Below are 18695 nucleotides of genomic sequence, written 5' to 3'. Positions count from 1 at the left end.
GTCTAGCATCTAGCCATAAGTTATACTATGGCTAAATAAATTTAGCGTTCGTTGAAACTATTTGATAAGCCTTTAGTAATTGGATCAGCCAGATAAGCTAGCAATGTTTTCTCACCCGTTAAAATATCTGCAGATACAACCATGCCGGGCATCAGAGGGAATCTATTTTCTTCACTGCCTAAATAACTTCTATCTAATGTTACCCAGCCTTTAAAATACGGCTGCTCAGTTTCATCCAGCGTGCTAAAGGCTGAAACTCGACTCAACTCACCTTTCGCATAGCCATAACGAGCAAAGTCATAACTGCTCACTTTAAGATTAACTTTCTGACCTAGGTGGAGATAACCAATATCATCTGGTGATATGCGTACTTCTGCTTGCAGCTCCACATCGTCAGGTACAATTTGCATCAATACAGAACCGGGCTGAATGACCTGCCCCTGGTTGTTCACCGACAAACTAAAGACCAAGCCACTGGCGGGAGCTCTTACCCATAGCTCATTCAAACGGCTTTTTACCTTACTAAGCTCTTCATCTGTTTCGGCAATTTGGGCTTCAAGCTGCGCCAGCTGATCCAGAGGCTCTTGAAGAATTTGGTTTTGGCTTTCATAGAAACGGCTTCTTGATTCAGCAAGTTCTTGCTTAATAAGATTGATTTCTTTCAGAATCCGATCTTCTTCACCCCGAGCCGTAACCGCAGCTCTTTCTGTTTCTAACAGCGTGATACGGGTCACAAGCCGTTTTTTAGCCATATCTTGACGCATACTCAGCATCTGTTCTGTCAATTCGCGGTGTTTTTCAGCGGATTCAAGAGACTTGTTTAACTGTTCTAGTCGAGAGACTCGTTGCTGAATCTGACGATTCAGAACATCAAGCGTAGACTCTCTAACGCGCACTTGGTTGTTAAGCTGCTGTTTTTGCACTGCAACCATCGCAGGATACGTTTCATCATAATCACTAAAGTCAGGCTCACGCCCCATGATAAAAGACTCTTGGCGCTCAGCTCTAAGTTTGAGTGATGCTAGACGTCCCTCTATTTGCCGTAAGTCAGAAAGTGCTCTGGCATCATCTAGCTTAATCAGAATATCTCCTTTTTTGACCAACATCCGCTCTTCAATAAGCACTTCTGAGATCGTCCCGCCACTCAGGTGCTGCACAACTTTAATCTGCCCTGAAGGAACAATTTCACCCGGTGCCAGCGTCACTTCAGTAAGCTGAGTAATAGAGGCCCAAGCAAAAAAACCAACAACCATAAAGACAACAAGGTACAGCACGGGTCTGGCGTAAGACGGTATGAGTTCATCTTCAACCTGTATGGTTTCAGACAAAAGTCTACGCTGACGAGAGCCAAACGAAACATCAGCTCCCTGCGTATTCATGTAATCACCAACATCTGCTTTTTTATGTTTAGCGTTATCAGCCATTAACTCAACCCTGCCATAATTTTTTCTTCGACTTCAGCATAATTGCCTCGTGCTGTAATTGTGCCGTTTTCCATATAAAGAATATGATCAGCGCCCCGTAGATGACTTGGCCGAGGCGTCACAAGAATTAAAGTAACTCGCCCTTGAAGCCAATTAATGCAGCGCATAAGAGCCTCTTCCCCTGCATCATCCATACCATTACCTGGTTCATCTAACAGAACGATTGATGCCGGTTTTAGAATCGTGCGGGCTAAGGACAATCGCTGCCTAAAGCCGCTGGACATTTGGTCTGTACTGCTGTTAGAAACCCGGGTATTAATACCTTTTTCCATACGCTCAACATCGCCATCCAGTCCAGCCATTTTAATGGCCCACCACAATTCATCTTCCGTCGCAGCGGGGTGAACCAGTCTTAAGTTTTGAGCAAGGGTTCCATAAAAAATGTCACATTTCTGCGGCATATAACTAATGATAGAACGTAAGTAATCCGATGAAATCTGGCGAGTATCAATCGCATCAATTCGAATGGAACCCGCCTGCGGATAATGCAGCCGACAGATTAACGACAGTAATGTTGATTTACCTGCGCCATCAGGGCCGGTAATACCCAAAAGTTTTGCCGAAGGTACTTTAAACGTTACCCCTAAAAGAACAGGGTCAAGATCTGAAGCATAACGGAAGGAAACCCGATTAAAGTCAATCGCCCCTTTATTCACAAAACGGTTAGCTTCAGGGTTATGACCATCATTTTCTTGGGCCAGTTTCATTAACTGATTGACCTGAAAAATATTCGTCGAGATACGTGACCAGCTTGTTAATGCTGTAAATAGGTTTTGCAGTGGTGAAATTAAGCGCCACGTTAGAATCATGGTTGCCATAATCGTACCAGGAGTAATTGCAGCTTGGATCACCATATAAGCCGATGTTACTAGGATCGATAAACCCGTAAGGCTACCAATAAGATGGGAGACAGCCGATATTTTGTGCTGCGTCTGCTGCTCAGTAAACTCAGTGTGGGCAGAGGAGCCACTAATATCACGAAAACGCCTCATCCAAACACTCTGACTACCCAGCGTTCTCAACCCCCCCATTTTCCCTAGAGACTCATCAATCAGCTCGCTTTTTTTGCCCGATGATTCCGAGGCATTTTCAGCAGCTCTATCAACAATAGGGCGTGTCAGTATCAACAACAGGGCAAAGGCAGCAATGGCAATTAGCATAACTCCAGCAGCCCAAGGGTTAATCACAAAAATAACCACCAAAAGAATAATACTTGATGGAAGGTCAAAGATAAGAGTAACTAAAGGGCCTAAGAATAGGTCTCTCAATCGCTCCAGACTTTTAATTCGACTAATCTGTCGACTCACCGATACGCCGTTCAAAGAAGAGACTGGAAGATGAAGAACCCGCTCAAAAATTGAATTTCCGAGCACATATTCTATTCGGCCCCCGATATAAGCGAGCAACTTACCCCTTAATAGGTTCAAGAACCAGCCAATACTGATCGCTAGAACAACCCCCATAAGCAAAAAACCACCCATGACAATATCGCCACTGGGTATGACCGTATCAAAAACTGACCGCACAAATAGAGACGGCGCAACAGCCAAAATAGTGCTTATAATCGTTATAACAAAAATCAACGACAGGTGTTTACGAAACTTCCAAAATAACTCTTTTACCCAGGTCAGTTTGCTCCGCTCGTCTTCCGGCTTAATAGGCTGGAAAATGAAAATCTCACCTTTATCACTCGGTAGCTTTTGCCAAACTTCTTCGCTATTACTTTGACTATTAAAAACACGATAACCACCCTCAGGCAAAAGCTCTAATACTGCAACCGCAGGTTTGTTATTAGGCATAAAAATACAAGGCAATAAACGGTCATCAAGCTTTTTGAATTTATTACCAAGATAGCGCGCTCTGAACCCCATGTTAGCCATAGCGCCAAAGAAATAAGACAGGTCGATATGGTCAGCAAGGTGCGGCAAAGCTTGAGCAAACTCACGAATGCTTCCTCCCCACCCTAGATGGCGCGCCAAAGGTAATAGGCACCTCGACAAGTCGCTTTCATTAAATACCCGTGTACCAATAACCGTCTCTAGAGAGTCATCTTTTTCAGGTTTTACGAAACCCGCATCATCTTGGCCTTTACGGGAAAAATCAAATTTACCATCATCAAGCTCTAACGTGCCATTATGGATACGATAGATCGTATCAGCCAACTTAACCATTGATGGGCGGTTAGTAACCATTACCATCGTCAGCTCGCCTTTACGCGCTTCTAGATACTGTCTTAACTTTTTATCGCCCTCAAAATCAAGAGCGCTGTTTGCTTCATCAAATAAGATAACAGCAGGGTCAAAGGCAAGCACACGCACAATCGCGATTAGCTGTCGAACCCCCATTGGCAGTGTCTCACTTGCATTTTCACCAAGTGGTGTCTGATACCCCTGTTTCATACTGGCAACAATAAGGTCTAAACCAATCTGTTCAGAAACCTCCAGCGCTCGGGTCTCTCGGCTTGGATCAAACATCGTTAAGTTTTCTAAAATAGAACCAACAAAAACAACACCTTCTTGCGGTAGAAGGGCAATTTTTTGGCGCACACTCTCCGACTGAAACTGCTTGATAGACTCGCCATCAACAAGGACAGCGCCCTCATCAAGCTCTTCGATACCATTGATTAAAGAAAGCAGCGCCGTTTTACCGCTCCCGCTATCACCACGAATCGCAATGCATTGCCCTTTCGGTATATCAAGACAAAGATCTTTGAACAGATACTTTTTTCCTTCCGCCGTATCATGCCCCAAAGACACATGATCCAAACGAAGACCACGATGCACGTTCATCAGCGGTGACAGGCCATGCTCATGATGCCCCGGCATTGACAGCACATCCGTTAAACGCTTATCCCCAGCAATAAAGGCTTGATAGCGCATCCAAATGCTCAAGCCTTTCTGCAATGGCTGTAACGCTCGAACAGAAAGCATCATGCATGCCGCAAGCGCACCGGAGCTCATATCACCGCCCAGCACGAGCATCGCACCAAAGAAGATCACTAAAACAATCATAATCTGCGACATGATACTGCCCAGATTATTAGCAAAATTATTACCAAAAAATAAGCGTTCGCCCTGCTCTGCACTATTCTCTTTTAAGCGTTCATAACGGCGCTGCATAATACTTTCCAGCGACATCGTTTTTATTGACAACACACCAGCAAGTACTTCCGTTAAGAAGCTAATACGTCTTTCATCATTAAGATCTCGCATAATAATTTGCTTATACATCCAGCGTCCAAAGAAGAGCACGGACACGACAAAGAAGATAATCAAAAGAATGGGAACAATAACGAGGCTATCAGCAATCAGCCAGATCACGGATAAGAAGATGAGAACAAAAGGTAGGTCAAGCAAGACGAGTAAGGCGCTGCCTGAGTAAACATCAGCAACTTTAGACACCGTCTGTATTTTCTCAGCATACGCCCCCGGCTCTTCTTTGCTGAAAAGCCGCATAGGGATTTCAAAAAACTTGTTAAGTACTTGCATGCTGGCTTTGTGTTTAAATCGCGCACCCAGCCAGTTAGTGACCGTTGCATTAACGCCTTTAAGCACCTCCTCTAACACCATCATCAACACGATGCCAAGAGTTAAAACCACAAGAGTATCAACCGATTGATTCTTTAATACACGGTCAAAAATTTGCAACATACCAAGGGGTAAGGCCAACGCAAGTAGGTTGGTCATTAAGGATGTCATAACAATAATCGGCACTAACCGTCTTAGATCTCGAGACGCAAGAATCTTTCGTAACGAGCGGATACCCGTAACTTTCACCTTGGATGCCGTCTTGTTTTCCGTGCGCTGTGCTCTAGAAAATAGTTTGCTTTGATTCGGGCTCATGGGTATCCACTTATTGCATTCACTGTATCATTAGGTCGAAATAAATAGCTGACAACATTTTGTACTAGAGGGTGCCGGAACGACGTAACCCCCGATCTAAAAACGAGCACCCCCAACACTTCTGCATGCTCGATAGCCGCTTTGATATACACCAAATCATCCTGCATTAAATCGCCAAGGCGTTCTAAATTTACCGGCTGATCATGGGTTGCAACGCAGTAAAGTAGCTTCCAATCAACTTTAAATTTATCGATTCGAGAAGCAATCGTAATCATTAGAGAAAGGGATAGAGGGCTATCATCTGTACTTAACAGCAGTTCTTTAGCGAAGATAGGAATGCCACGCGCTAGCGCTACAATATGGGACAGATCAGTCCCTGGGAGGTTACCTGTCAAGGATACCGTTTTATCAATCAACGTCATAATAGATGCATCATCCAACCGAGCAAGATGCAGTAACCGGTAAAGCGATTGCAGTGTTTCGTTGAGAGCATAGCGTTGAGGTTGTCGACCGCAAACAATAACCTGAGTCCCTTCAGGTAAGTTATTTAGAAAACCAGTTAATACGACTTTATTATCAGCGGTTAGGTGATGAGTATCATCTAGCACTAAAAGGCTCTTTTTCGCGCTATTTACGTCAGAAAAAACCAGATCTAAATGCTCTAAATACGGGTAATCTTCACTACCAAAAAAGCCTGAAGGTAACGCCCGAATATAAAACAGTTGCCGATCTTCTTGGATCGCTAACCGAGCGGCTTCTCGGCATAAGCGAGATTTACCCATGCCGCTCTCACCTTCTAGCAACAACACGCGATATTTTTCAGCCAGTAAATCACGAATATAACAAAACTCTTTATCGCGCCCTATTAAAGGGATGTCACACTCTACATCCCAATGATTTAGGCTGTGAAGTTCTGTAAACGATAGCTGTCCCGATGGGCTAGCCGGTACAGTTAAGTCAAATGCCCGCATAATCGCGGTAACAGGTAAGTCAAAGACCAAGCCGTTTGTATTCGCACTATCTCTAAGCCTGTGCCCCCAAGTCAATACATGACTGCCGACGGTCTCGCCGGACCAGCCACCAAAACGGTTTTGACTAACACTGATCAACCCCGCCACTAGGGCGCCCGTTAATATTTCATTAGGGTCATTATATTGAAGCTGCTCAGTCACATAAGTTTTCATCTCATGAAAAACACGAGCGGCAACGCGAATTGCCGTTCGTATATCATGAGTTGATGAGCGCTTTAGGCCAAAGATCAGATCACCATCACCACGTTCCCGGCTCATAAACAGAGCATGATTATCAAAGGCAACGTCTGCCATGCAGGTATGAAATAACTTCATCGCAGCCTGCGGCAGCTGGCTATTTACTTTCAAGCTCAAAACAATCGCAGGGCGGCGTGCTATTAGCGTCTCTTGAGCAAAGGCGGCATTAAAACCGGTCTGATCTTTAAATTCTGCCAGACGAGCAACAGCCATTGTACGGTTTTGTACATTGAGCTTCTTGAAAATCGCCACCAAATGCTGCTTAACCGTACCTAAGCTAATATCAAGATCTCTCGCAATCTCTTTATTAACTTTCCCCTGTTGCATGAGCTGTAGTATCTGTTGTTGCCGCTGTGTTAACCCAGCCATAACAATAGCTTCTGGCATAATAAGACTCTCATGTCGTGTCATGCGATAACCTCAGATCAATCCATGACCGGTAGTGAAATCTGTGTACCCTTCCAATCAACGCTAACCTGTTTTGCATCGATTTTTTTGATAAGCCCACCGCCATAGATACGCTCTCCAGCTCTGTGGTAATAAATTTCACCACTGGGGCCGCCCCAGCGCATACGTGCAAACATTTGGCCGCTGGCACTTTTCTCTACACCTTCAACACTGTAAAGAGGGCGCAAGAGATAATCTCTGTTCTGGAAACTAACAACCGCTCGACTCGGGTTCACGCTCTTTAATTTCCCCCCAAGGATCAGCCGCTCTCCAACGGGAATGCGTTGCAGACGATAGGTTCGATTATCAATCAACCATGCGTGCTCGGTTTCAATTTTTAATAGCGAATACAATCGGCCATATTTCGTGCTATTCGGCAGATTACTACTTTCAGCCTCTTGCTCTGCGGCATGACGCAAAGCTTGCAGCGAATCACCAGAACGATATGCCCGTGTTTCAATGGTATTAATGCTGAATAAGCCGACGTATTCAAAATTCTCATCAGGTTGATAAATCACACAACGCTGCTGCATCGCTCTTAACTTTGCACACCATGCCAGTGCATCTTGCTCATAATCAAACCCTGTAAAATTCACCGAATACCAAGCGGCATCGCCTGTAGAGGTTGATATATCAACGCCTACTTTCTCAACGACAAGGGCTTCAGCAGGCTGTAAATGGTCGTATCGTCGCGGCATATCACGCATCAAAGCTTCAATAGCGAAGCGATCATAAACACCGGCCAATTTCACCAGCCATGGGCTACCAGTAAATTCTTTAGGCTCATCTAACCAACCTGATTGCATGTAGCTACGTGATGAAACGGTCGTAGGCGGTAAAATTTTAACGCCCTTTATTTGCGTACCATCAGCCTTAAAGACAGGACTCTGTTTACTAATTTCTCGATAGGGAATCCCTCCGCCTAAAGCAGAGTAAAAATCGACAAATGCTTGATAATATTCAAGCTCAAACTGATACAAGCTGTCTTGCCGCTCTTGATAGGACTGCATGGAATCGAGGAAGGTTAAAAAGTCGATACCGCCAACAGAATATGACTCAAAACCAAAGTCCTGAGCAATCTTTGCGGCTTTTGCGGATTCTTCCTGCATGGCTAATCGTTCGCCGCTGTACTCAAGCTCAGTAATCGCTGTTCGCGCGGCAAGCAGGCCGTTATATACCGTATTAACATAACTCTCGATCAGCTCATTACGCACCGCTTGAGCAAACTTAACTTCTTGCTCTTTCGCACCACCGTCAAAAACAGTAGCACTCAAGGTACCTAACGCATTCCAAATCAATGTGTTTGGCTGAAAAAGATCGGCGGGATTTCGAGCTCCAGAGCTTAAGTCTGCAGAGAGCGTAAGCCCCGGTAAAAGAGCCTTACGAGCCACATCTAAATCAGCATCTGCGGCTAACATACCGGATTCAATGGTACGGATATCAGGTCGTCTTAGTAGGTAAGCGGTTGAAATACCATGAACCCCATTAGGCAAAGAAACACTTTTTAAGCCGTTCTCTGACAACTGCAATGATCCGGGAGCGGTTCCTATCAAGCGTGCAATCTCGAAACGAAGTTGCTGGCGATCTTTTAATAGTGTTGGCAGGCGAACCCGTGAACTAAAAATAGCGGAGCGTTGAATTTGCATCTCAACGATAGTCGCATCACCTAGCTGATAACGGTCTTCCATCGCAAGCAACATTGAGGTTAAGGCTTTTTCTGTTTCTTTAGTATTTCGAATACGGTCATTTAATGAAAGGTATTCAAAGTAATTCTTTGATAGTTGAGAAATCAAATCTAGCAGCTGAGCATCGTACTGAAACACAGCCTGCTTCAATTTAAGGTCTGCGGATTGAGCTAAGCTTTTACGCTGCCCCCAAAGATCAAGGGTATAGCTACCCGTTAAGCCAACTTCAAATTCGCCCTTCCCTGTCGGCGTCACACCAACAGGCACAGAGCCTAAGCCATCCGTAGGTGTCTCAATACTGTATCCTGTTTGGGCCGTTACCGTAGGCATATTTTGAGCGCCAGCCTGTACAAAGCGAGCCTTTGCTTGAACCACTCGCTGGGCGGCTATCTGCAACACTTGGCTATTTGTAATCGCTCGATCAATTAAAATTTCTAACTCTTTATTTCCGGTATACCGCCACCACAGATTAAAAGCGATATCATCAGGTGCACGAATTGTCGGTGTTTTGGGCGCAAATTTTGCCGTATTTGTTACCGACGGCACTTGATCGCCAATTTCAGGAACAGTGACAATATCTTTGCTCAACTCATCTTCCGGTGGCGCAGATGAACAAGCCGCCAACCCTAGCGCTATCAGCAAAAAACAGACCCTTATCACCACTAATCTCTCCAAAACCCTGTAAAAGCATGACTTATTTCAATGGATAAACATAAAATAGGACGCACCATTTTTATTGCTCGTTTTATCGCTAACAGTCGACTTACTCTTTCTTATTTTTCAGAATTACAGAATGTAACAAAAGGCAGGAAAGACTAAAACCTATTTTTTCTGACAAAATATGTCACAAATCTATTTACTCTTAAATAAAAGAAAAGAATGATACAAGACATATCACAGCTATTATTTATTTTAAATAATGAGGCACATACGACAATATTGCAGTGTATATCCCAAGTAAAAGAGCAACTGCTGGCAAGAGTGCAAAGTCTACACTGAAAAGCTATAGCAGAGTAATCTAGTAAGCTTTAATTTTAACAATTGCTTACAAAGCAATAGCCTGGAAACATCATCAGTCAAGACTTTGTACGGTACTTTCTATTACATAGAGCTTTTTGTATAGCACGCCCCTAATAAGATGCACACGAACATGCTAAAAGATCTCAACCTGAAACATCTGTATTACTTCTGGGTGATCGCAGAAACCGGCGCTATCGCACGGGCGAGTGATCAGCTGGATCTAGCCCCTCAAACGCTAAGCGGTCAACTGTCTGCCTTTGAAGCAAAAACCGGAGCGCTATTTACACGTAAAGGAAGAGGTTTAAAGCTGACTCCCTTAGGAGAACAGGTTCGGAAATACGCCAATAAAATCTTTGCCCTCGCCGGTGAACTTGATCAAGTATTGAGTCATCCAAGCAGCGACCAGCCCATTGAATTTTCCGTCGGCTTTAGCGCATCAGTCCACAAGATGATCGCTTACCGCCTTATTCAGCCAGCACTGCAGTGTGGTCATCCATTACAGCTTAGAATAGTTAGTGGTTATTTGCCGGATCTTTTACGAGACTTAAAAAGACAAACTCTGGATTTAGTTATCAGTGATCAACCGATCACTACAGATAAATTAGCTCGGGTTGGCGATGTGCATGTAAAGCACTTACTCAGTTCCCACTTATCGTTGTTTGCCGCGCCAAAGCTGGCTTGGAGTCTGCGTAAGGACTTTCCTACCTCACTACACGGTCAATCTCTACTCACGAACGACACGGATACTCAATGGTTTTCTGAACTTACTTTTTGGCTAAAACAGCAAAATATTGATATGAAAGTTCAGGCAGAAATTAACGACAGCGCACTAATTAAGATCTTTGCAAGAGAAGGGATGGGGACGTTTACCGCACCCACCGTTATTCGCGATGAAGTCTGTCGACAATATTTGGTAGAGGAGGCAGGGGAGATTCAATCTGTATCCGTTAGTCATTATGCGATCACTCGAACACCTGAGCCAATTCATCCTGGCATCAAAGCTGTTTTAGCCGCCGCTAAACCAATTAAAACAGATATAAATAAATCATTTAAAAATCAATAAGATAAGAAAATCACTGCGTAAAAATAGAAGAGAAAAAAAACTTAAAGAACAAGCCTCTTAAGCATTCATCGAGAAAAACTGATAATAAAAACGAAAAAACCTGTTTTTCCAGACATGTTAATAGGTCATTCTTCGGCAGTTGCTGAAGCGAAGAGTCCTTCGTTCAATAAAGATCGATAGGCTTATAGTTCGAGATGCTTACTGTCTTTAATGTAAGTATTGCGACTGAATTCGCATATCTGAGGTAACACAGCAAGGCACAGATCCTTCTCGCCCGCCCGCATATGGGGATTTGTGCCTTGCTTTACCTCAGGAAAAAAGCAGTTCAGCCTTTTATTTTTCAGACCTCAACTATTTTTATTTCAGATTCTCAAAATCCGCAGCGCTATGCCGTTCACGAAGCTGCTCGTAAGTTTCCCCCCAAGTACGATTCACAATACGACCACGCTGAACTGCAGGTCGCAGATCGATCGCCTTAGCCCAACGCATAACATGAGTATAAGAATCTGCCTCAATAAACTCTGCGGCATCGTACAAACGTCCCAATACCAAAGCACCGTACCAAGGCCAAACCAGCATATCCGCAATGGAATACTCTGTACCGGCCAGGTAAGGGTTATCGGCTAAATGGCGATCAAGCACATCAAGCTGACGCTTAATTTCCATCGTGAAACGATTGATTGGGTATTCAAACTTCTCTGGCGCGTAAGCATAGAAATGCCCAAAACCACCACCTAAAATAGGCGCAGAAGCCATCTGCCAAAATACCCAGTTCATGCACTCTGTTTTGGCAACAGGATCTTTTGGGATAAACGCACCAAATTTTTCCGCTAAATAAAAGAGAATAGAACCTGACTCAAAAACCCGCTGCGACGGCGTAACACTGTGATCCATTAGCGCTGGAATTTTCGAGTTAGGATTAACCTCTACAAAGCCAGAGCTAAACTGATCACTTTCCATAATGTCGATCAACCAAGCATCGTATTCTGCTTCTTTAATGCCTAGCTCTAACAACTCTTCTAGCATTACGGTGACTTTCACACCATTAGGGGTCGCCAGAGAATAAATCTGCAAAGGATGTTTACCTACTGGTAACGCCTTTTCATGGGTTGCCCCTGCAATAGGGCGATTAATACTGGCAAATTTGCCGCCACTACTTGCATCCCATTTCCAGATTTTAGGCGGTGTATATGTTATATCGGTCATCATCTTCCCCTTAAATTCGGGCTAACGGCTTCAATTGAGCATTACTTTTCTAAAGCGCGTACATTAAAGATTCTCTGCTTTAAAGCTCCATTATTTCAAAGCTTCAAGCGTTGGATAATCATTGTAACCTTCACGACCTTGAGAATAGAACGTAGCCGGATCGGCTTGGTTTAACTCAGCGCCTATTTTCAAACGATGTGGCAGATCAGGGTTAGCAATAAAAGGCACACCAAAGGCCACGGCATCAGCAAGACCTGTTTCAATCACCTGTTGAGCCTCCTGTCCACTGTAGCCCATATTAACGATTAGATGGCCCTTATAGTGCTCGCGGGTTGGTGTTACCACATCCATCTGCTGCTCACCCAGAAAATCAGCTCGCATTAAATGTAGGTATGCTAGACCGTAGTCACTTAGCTTTTGCGACAGCCAAGTCATTAGCCCAATAGGGTCGCTATCCTTCATACTATTGAAGCTATTCAGAGGTGAAAGACGAACCCCAACCCGATCAGCCCCCCATACTTGGCTAACCGCTTCAATCACTTCTAATAGTAGACGCGCTCGGTTTTCCAGTGACCCACCGTAAGGGCCTTCACGATGATTCGCACCATCACGCAAAAACTGGTCAAGTAGGTAGCCATTTGCACCGTGAACTTCAACGCCATCAAAACCAGCACGTTTCGCATTTTCAGCAGCACGGACAAAGCCATCAATAATAGCGGGAATCTCAGCATCATCTAAAGCACGGGGCACGGTGTAATTTTGCTTGCCTTCAGGGGTGTGCACATCGACGTTTGTGATCGCAATGGCACTAGGGGCCACCGGCTGCTTGCCATCATTCAATGCGGGATGACAGGCTCGGCCACCGTGCCAAATCTGCAAAACAATTTTACCGCCATTGGCATGTACCGCATCCGTTACCTTCTTCCAGCTGTCAACTTGAGCATCAGAGTAAATACCCGGTTCCCGCCAAAAAGCAGAGTTACCTTCCATCGCCATTGTCGCTTCAGCAATCAGAAGACCGCCGGAGGCTCTCTGGCCATAATGCTCTGCCATTAAGTCTGTCGGCACATGGTGTTCATCCGCACGGCAGCGCGTTAAAGGAGCCATCAACACTCGGTTACTTATTTCAATAGCGCCAAGCTTTAGCGGGGAAAATAGATCAGTCATGGAGCTCATCCTAAAAGTCGATTGGTTTCATCAGAAAAATGATTGATTTCGTTAGATAGTTCCTACTTAGATACTATCTCAGTGATTACAAACTGGGTGATTACAAACTAGGTGGTTACAAAAGATAAGATTTAAAGCGTAGCAAGAACAATCCATGACCGATGAAATTAATCATCTTTGCCATAAAAAAAGCAAACATCCGCCTCAACCCTTGGCATAGCGGGCATAACGATATTTAAACAGAGTGACTCAACAGTCCCACTCAATTGGCTTGAAAACGCAGTAATCAGAGAAAAATATTGGCATGATAACGATCACAATAAAAACAAATACGAGAAGGACACGAAATGACAACTCAAAACTTGCAAGCGATGGCGTCTCAGTCGCTACTTAAAACAGAAGAATCTGATACATCTATAATAATAGAAGATTTTATCCTGCCGACCGCCTACGGCTCTATCGCCGCTAAACGCTGGACACCGAGCAACGGCCATAACCAAAACAGCAGCCCTATTCTCATGCTTCATGACTCACTGGGTTCCATTGGCTTATGGCGAGACTTTCCCCAAGCACTTGCCCAAGAAACAGGGCGCGTTGTAATCGCCTATGATCGTCTAGGCTTTGGTGAGTCGGATCCGATAACCCATCCGATTGATCACAACTTTATCCCCCAAGAAGCCGAGCGTTTTATTCCGTTACTCTGTGATTTTTTCCAGCTAAAACACTTTATCGTTTTTGGTCATAGTGTGGGGGGCTGCATGGCAGTATATATCGCTGCTCAATATCCGGAGCGCTGTGAGCGCTTAATTACTGAATCAGCACAGGCTTTTATCGAGCCTTTAACCCGATCGGGTATTCGAGAAGCACAAGCGCTGTTTAAAGACCAAAAGCAATTTGATCGCCTAGCCCGTTATCATGGCGAACGTACACGGTGGATATTAGACTCTTGGATTAACAGCTGGCTTTCACCGGATTTTGATCACTGGTCATTAGATCCGGTTTTACCCAAAGTCAGCTGTCCAACATTGGTATTGCACGGGGAAGAGGATGAGTATGGTTCTATTGCCCAGCCACAGAGTATTGCCGCAGGGGTAAAGGGTGCTGTTCAATTAGAGATACTGCCGACACTACACCATGTTCCCCATCGAGAAAATACCGCAGTAGTACTCGAAAAAATCCAGCAATTTCTTAACGAGTAATCTTTGCCATACCTGATAAAACACCCAACATGACATTGAGTGTTTTATCAGATGCGAACTTTTTAAGTCTAAGACTAAGCTTAGAATTTCCAGCCAACATTCCCAAGCAAGGCAGAAACGGTGCTGTATTCATCGATTGCCACAGAACCCTCAACACCTAGGGTTAAATTAGGCGCGGTCTCAGGCATTAGCACGTAATCGGCACCTAAACTCACAATACCGCCCCACGCGGTATCCGATGCTTTATCATGACTAATAACGTTATCGTACTCCCAATCAGGGCCGGCTTTATCTTCCTCCCAGGACTGAGTATGAGAGGATTTAAGCTCATAGTCGGTATAGGTTAATCCAAGGCCACCTTTCAATGTTATTTGTTCATTCAGATCATGGAAATAAATACCTTTAAGAGCCAACTGCTGAGCTTTTAGGCTGCTATCCCAATCTTCCTCATATTCATTTGGCGTTCCTCCAACAACTCCCGATGGTAACGCAGGAAGATTGGAGTACATTGATACATCTTTAGAATCATCACCTTCAAACCGGCGATAGCTCACCTCTACACCAAATTTTTCATAACGCTTACCCACCGTAATCTGGAACGCAGATTCTTGGCTGTCTGGTGTTAAGGCGGTGCCATCAGAAAAGAGAACATCTTCATCATGGTCTAGCTCTATCAATCCCATACCCAGCTGCATATAAGGTTCAGCCAATAGTGTCGGGGACGTTAACAACAAGACAAGAGGTAAGTATTTTTTCATTTTAGACTCCATGAGTACAAAGGTATTATCCATGCGTTATTGATGATAACTATTTGATATAAAATAGAATATTCGACTATATAGAATAAAAAATAGAGGCTTATCGAGAGAGAAGCTCTAAGACACGAACATCCAGTTCAGTCCCATCCCAATCCTGATCAACTTCACCTTTGAGTAAGATATTATCTTGATCGGTAATTTGATGGCTTTGCCAAAGATGGTCATCAATTTCAACCGTCAACGTACCGCTGTCATCTTTGAACAAGTATTCCTCATCAGATAGACGCTTAATAAGGTGGCCTCGAATAACCACCAAGCTATCATCAGAAGCTTTTTTGGCTTCTGCCGCACTCATGGAAACATAGCCATGATCTGGGCCTATCTGTTTAGGGCTAATGGTCTGTTTGGGGGAAATAAGATGGCTGTCATTAGCTAGGGCCGAGCTTGATAACATCACGGCTAAGCCCGCAAGTAAAAGTGTTCTCATATCTGGAATTCCTATTAAATAGGTTGATTAATAGAGCCAGTATGAGTGAGAGAAGATTAAGTTTGCATTAAGACCGAAAAAACCAAATGCGGGGAAAAACAGAATAAAGCTTACGAAAAAAATAAGAAGACGATTTAGCTAGAAAAGGCGAAGCCTAGAAGAGTCAATAAATAGAAGGTAAAAATAAAAACAGAGGGGCTGAAATGGAGATGACCCCACCAGCCACACCTCGGCACACGAGTCATTCGCTGTGGCTGCTCCCTTCCGGGCCTGACCAGGTTCACGAGGTATCGTTGCGAGGGGACCGACAGGGCCACCACAATCACCGTTTGGCATTAACCAAACAACGGGCGTAATTCTAGCACTATCAAACAGTTAGACACAACCTTTGATTGTGCTCTTTCGATAAAATTACGTCCATTTCTTTTTAGGTGCTTGATAACTTTGGATCTGGGCCAGCAGTTCTTCGGGTTGGTTCGTCTTAATCAACATCTCAATATAGTCCTGTTTCATAAAACCGGAATCAGCAACACTGTCGATCATCGCGAACAGAGGCTCATAGAACCCTTCTACATTATAAAAAGCGCAGGGTTTGTTATGGTATCCCAATTGTGCCCAAGTCCAAGCTTCAAAGATCTCTTCAAAAGTGCCCACACCGCCGGGCAGAGCAACAAACGCATCCGCCATATCAGCCATGGCAGCTTTTCGAGTATGCATATCGGGCACAACGGTCAGCTTCGTTAAACCTTTATGGGCGATCTCTTTCTCTTCCAGTGCCTTAGGTATAAAACCATAAACATTGCCTCCAGCTATCAGCACCGCATCGGCAATAGCCCCCATCAAACCCACCTTTCCACCGCCATAAACCAGATCAATACCTTGGGCGGCAAAATAGCGTCCTAGCTGCACAGCAGCCTCAAGGTACTCGGGCTTGTTACCACTAGCAGAACCACAATAAACGGCAATTCTCATCTGCTTTTTGCTCCCTCTATGATCAATCTGCTCGACAAAAGAGAGCCATTTTACTGATTTAACTTATTAATATCACAGTAAAAAAATAATCGAATCGATTAGCGCTTATTAAGTAGATGCTATGGCTATTACTTTGGTAATAGCCATCTTGCTTGATTTTATTCTGGGTATCCTTGGAACTGATGCACCTGATCCAGATCCTTCTCCCAGCTTGCCTTACTAGCGACAAACAGATGTGCTGTAGGCCTAATTTCAACCGGTGTATCCATACTGCCCGCAGGCACCATAACTAACTTACCATCGCCAAGTGACGTTGGTAACGGCGAACCACATTTGCTGCAAAAGCTACGGCCATGACGAGTTTCCGGGAGATGAAAGAACGTGATTTTATCTTCACCTTGCAGCCACGTTAACTGAGCATTTTTACTGAAAAGATTAGAGGCATGGGCGCTACCAGTGCCTTTTTGGCAGTAGCTACAATGGCAAAGAAAGAAGTTATGAAAGTCGCCTCGTAGCTGATATTTTACTGCGCCACAAAGGCAAGAACCTGAATATTCGACCATTAGAGTAATCCTTTTTTATTGTATTTTTAGTATAAGAGGCTACATCAAGCTTTACTGTCATTAACCTAAATAGGCAAGTTTACGCTCACAAATGGCATCAATTACAGACCTTTACCGTTAAACACAATTAATCAGCAATCAGAGCTTAAACCAACGACCACCTGATTTCGCCCCTGATTTTTAGCACAATACAGGGCCTTATCTGCGACCTGCAAAGTAGCATCAAACGCCTCACAACACCCTTTAGCCAAGCCGATGCTGACGGTGACGCTGATACCAGAAGTGGGCTGTAGTTGTTCTATATGCTGACGCAATGATTCCGCCATAAGATGAGCTTGCTCTATAGATTCTTCAGATAACACTAGTAAAAACTCTTCTCCTCCAAACCGTATCACCGGATTATGGTACCCGGCAAATTGACTTAAATTTTCCGCTATGGATTGCAGCACCTGATCACCGGCTTTATGACCGTGCTGGTCGTTAACTTTTTTGAAATGATCAATATCGAGCATAATAATAACAATCGGTAAACTTGCCACTTGCTTAGCTAGCCAAGAGTTCAGTAATAAGCGATTACCGACGCCAGTCAATGCATCTTTGTTGGCCAGCTCTTTTAGCTCCTGATTCACACGGGCTAAAGCTGCAGTGCGTTCATTAACCAGATGCTCTAAGCGCTCATTACTTTGCTCAACATCCCGCTTGGTTTCCGCTAGGCGTTGCTCATACTCTTTACGGGTGGTGATATCACTGATGCTGCCAACCATACGTGAAGGCTGACCCTGAGCGTCATATTCCACAACACGACCACGGTCATAAACCCAGATCTCTTGACCATTGAACTTCAGCATACGGTGCTCATGACTATAAATACCATTACCGGCTAGGGCGGCTTTTAGGCAGTGCATCATTTCGGTACGATCATCATCATGGATCAAGGAGGCGAGCACATCCATCTTATGTTCCGACAAATCGCTGTCTAAGCCTAAAAGATCACACCATTTTCTATTGTGGTGTACGGTATTAGCCGCCATATCCCAATCCCAAATACCTTCACCAGCTGCCTCCATAGCATAAGCGTAACGTTTTTCTTTCTCTTCGATAACTTGGTACGCTCGTTTTAGCTCGGTAATATCATGGGCAATAACAAGAATTCTATCTTGGCCATTAGGCGCTTTTATCGGTTTTTTGATCGATTGGAAATAACGCACCTCACCCGTACTATTGTCGGTGGATGTTTCTTCAACCACTTCAACCTTACCTGCTCGAATAATGGCCTGAATATTCTCTTTGTAAAACTTAACTTGCTCGGTATCAGGATTAAAATCAGCATCAGATTTACCAATCATCTGCTCTGGTGTTGAATCATAAAGACGTGCAAGGGCGCTGTTACAGAGTAAAAAGTCACCCTCATAATTTTTCATCAAAATGATATCAGGCGATTCATCAATAACGGTACGCAGCAGACTCTCATCTGACAGGTGGGGTAATATCGTAGGAGGGGCCACAACGAGGGGGGCAATAGGTAGAGGCACAG

The 18695-nt window shown here is 44.3% G+C and carries 13 protein-coding genes and 1 other RNA gene; 2 read left to right on the top strand and 12 right to left on the bottom strand.

Annotated elements, in window-relative coordinates; genetic code table 11:
• Positions 1–41 precede the first annotated feature (41 nt).
• The 4 genes from G517_RS0115265 to G517_RS0115250 are packed head-to-tail and all read right to left on the bottom strand — an operon-like array spanning position 42 to position 9368.
• Positions 42–1424, bottom strand: coding sequence for an HlyD family type I secretion periplasmic adaptor subunit (locus tag G517_RS0115265; RefSeq protein WP_028305122.1), 1383 nt, complete (start codon positions 1422–1424; stop codon positions 42–44).
• Positions 1424–5326 carry a peptidase domain-containing ABC transporter gene (locus tag G517_RS0115260; protein ID WP_028305121.1) on the bottom strand — a complete coding sequence of 1301 codons (3903 nt, stop codon included), beginning with the start codon at positions 5324–5326 and terminating at the stop codon, positions 1424–1426. The genes G517_RS0115265 and G517_RS0115260 overlap by 1 nt, the downstream gene beginning before the upstream one ends.
• Positions 5323–7005 (bottom strand): LuxR C-terminal-related transcriptional regulator, encoded by a 1683-nt coding sequence (locus G517_RS20300; RefSeq protein ID WP_051206472.1) that lies wholly within the window; start codon positions 7003–7005, stop codon positions 5323–5325. Before G517_RS20300 ends, G517_RS0115260 begins: the two co-directional genes overlap by 4 nt.
• A 14-nt stretch (positions 7006–7019) precedes the next feature.
• Positions 7020–9368: a TolC family protein gene (locus G517_RS0115250; protein WP_028305120.1), complete on the bottom strand. Its 2349-nt coding sequence runs from the start codon at positions 9366–9368 to the stop codon at positions 7020–7022.
• A gap of 508 nt (positions 9369–9876) precedes the next feature.
• Between G517_RS0115250 and G517_RS19500 the strand changes: the two genes are divergently transcribed.
• Positions 9877–10809, top strand: a complete 933-nt coding sequence (locus G517_RS19500; RefSeq protein WP_051206471.1) for a LysR family transcriptional regulator — start codon at positions 9877–9879, stop codon at positions 10807–10809.
• Between the two features lie 357 nt (positions 10810–11166).
• Here G517_RS19500 and yghU read toward each other — a convergent pair whose 3' ends face one another.
• Positions 11167–12015, bottom strand: a complete 849-nt coding sequence (yghU, locus tag G517_RS0115240) for a glutathione-dependent disulfide-bond oxidoreductase (RefSeq protein WP_036591798.1) — start codon at positions 12013–12015, stop codon at positions 11167–11169.
• A 90-nt stretch (positions 12016–12105) separates the two neighbouring features.
• The gene (locus tag G517_RS0115235; RefSeq protein ID WP_211224313.1) at positions 12106–13191 is read right to left on the bottom strand and encodes an alkene reductase; all 1086 of its coding nucleotides are present in this window, start codon (positions 13189–13191) and stop codon (positions 12106–12108) included.
• A gap of 338 nt (positions 13192–13529) precedes the next feature.
• Here G517_RS0115235 and G517_RS0115230 point away from each other — a divergent pair, with 338 nt between their 5' ends.
• Positions 13530–14381: an alpha/beta fold hydrolase gene (locus G517_RS0115230; RefSeq protein ID WP_211224312.1), complete on the top strand. Its 852-nt coding sequence runs from the start codon at positions 13530–13532 to the stop codon at positions 14379–14381.
• 80 nt (positions 14382–14461) lie between these two features.
• Here the strand turns inward: G517_RS0115230 and G517_RS0115225 are convergent, their stop codons facing one another.
• From G517_RS0115225 to G517_RS19490, 6 genes are all read right to left on the bottom strand, one after another.
• Positions 14462–15139: an AcfA family outer membrane beta-barrel protein gene (locus G517_RS0115225; RefSeq protein WP_028305116.1), complete on the bottom strand. Its 678-nt coding sequence runs from the start codon at positions 15137–15139 to the stop codon at positions 14462–14464.
• Between the two features lie 100 nt (positions 15140–15239).
• The gene (locus G517_RS19495; RefSeq protein ID WP_036591795.1) at positions 15240–15626 is read right to left on the bottom strand and encodes a YgiW/YdeI family stress tolerance OB fold protein; all 387 of its coding nucleotides are present in this window, start codon (positions 15624–15626) and stop codon (positions 15240–15242) included.
• A gap of 213 nt (positions 15627–15839) precedes the next feature.
• An RNA gene (ffs, locus tag G517_RS20565) (signal recognition particle sRNA small type) lies at positions 15840–15936 on the bottom strand.
• Between the two features lie 101 nt (positions 15937–16037).
• The gene (locus tag G517_RS0115215; RefSeq protein WP_028305115.1) at positions 16038–16598 is read right to left on the bottom strand and encodes an LOG family protein; all 561 of its coding nucleotides are present in this window, start codon (positions 16596–16598) and stop codon (positions 16038–16040) included.
• Between the two features lie 158 nt (positions 16599–16756).
• Positions 16757–17161, bottom strand: a complete 405-nt coding sequence (locus tag G517_RS0115210; protein ID WP_028305114.1) for a GFA family protein — start codon at positions 17159–17161, stop codon at positions 16757–16759.
• Between the two features lie 131 nt (positions 17162–17292).
• The gene (locus G517_RS19490; RefSeq protein ID WP_169447918.1) at positions 17293–18693 is read right to left on the bottom strand and encodes a sensor domain-containing diguanylate cyclase; all 1401 of its coding nucleotides are present in this window, start codon (positions 18691–18693) and stop codon (positions 17293–17295) included.
• Between the last annotated feature and the right edge of the window lie 2 nt (positions 18694–18695).

This window comes from Oceanospirillum maris DSM 6286 (genome assembly GCF_000422865.1).
In the GTDB taxonomy this organism is placed as follows: Bacteria; Pseudomonadota; Gammaproteobacteria; order Pseudomonadales; family Halomonadaceae; genus Oceanospirillum; species Oceanospirillum maris.
Note: the sequence above shows the minus strand (reverse complement) of the source record. Positions and strands in the feature narration are given on the sequence as shown.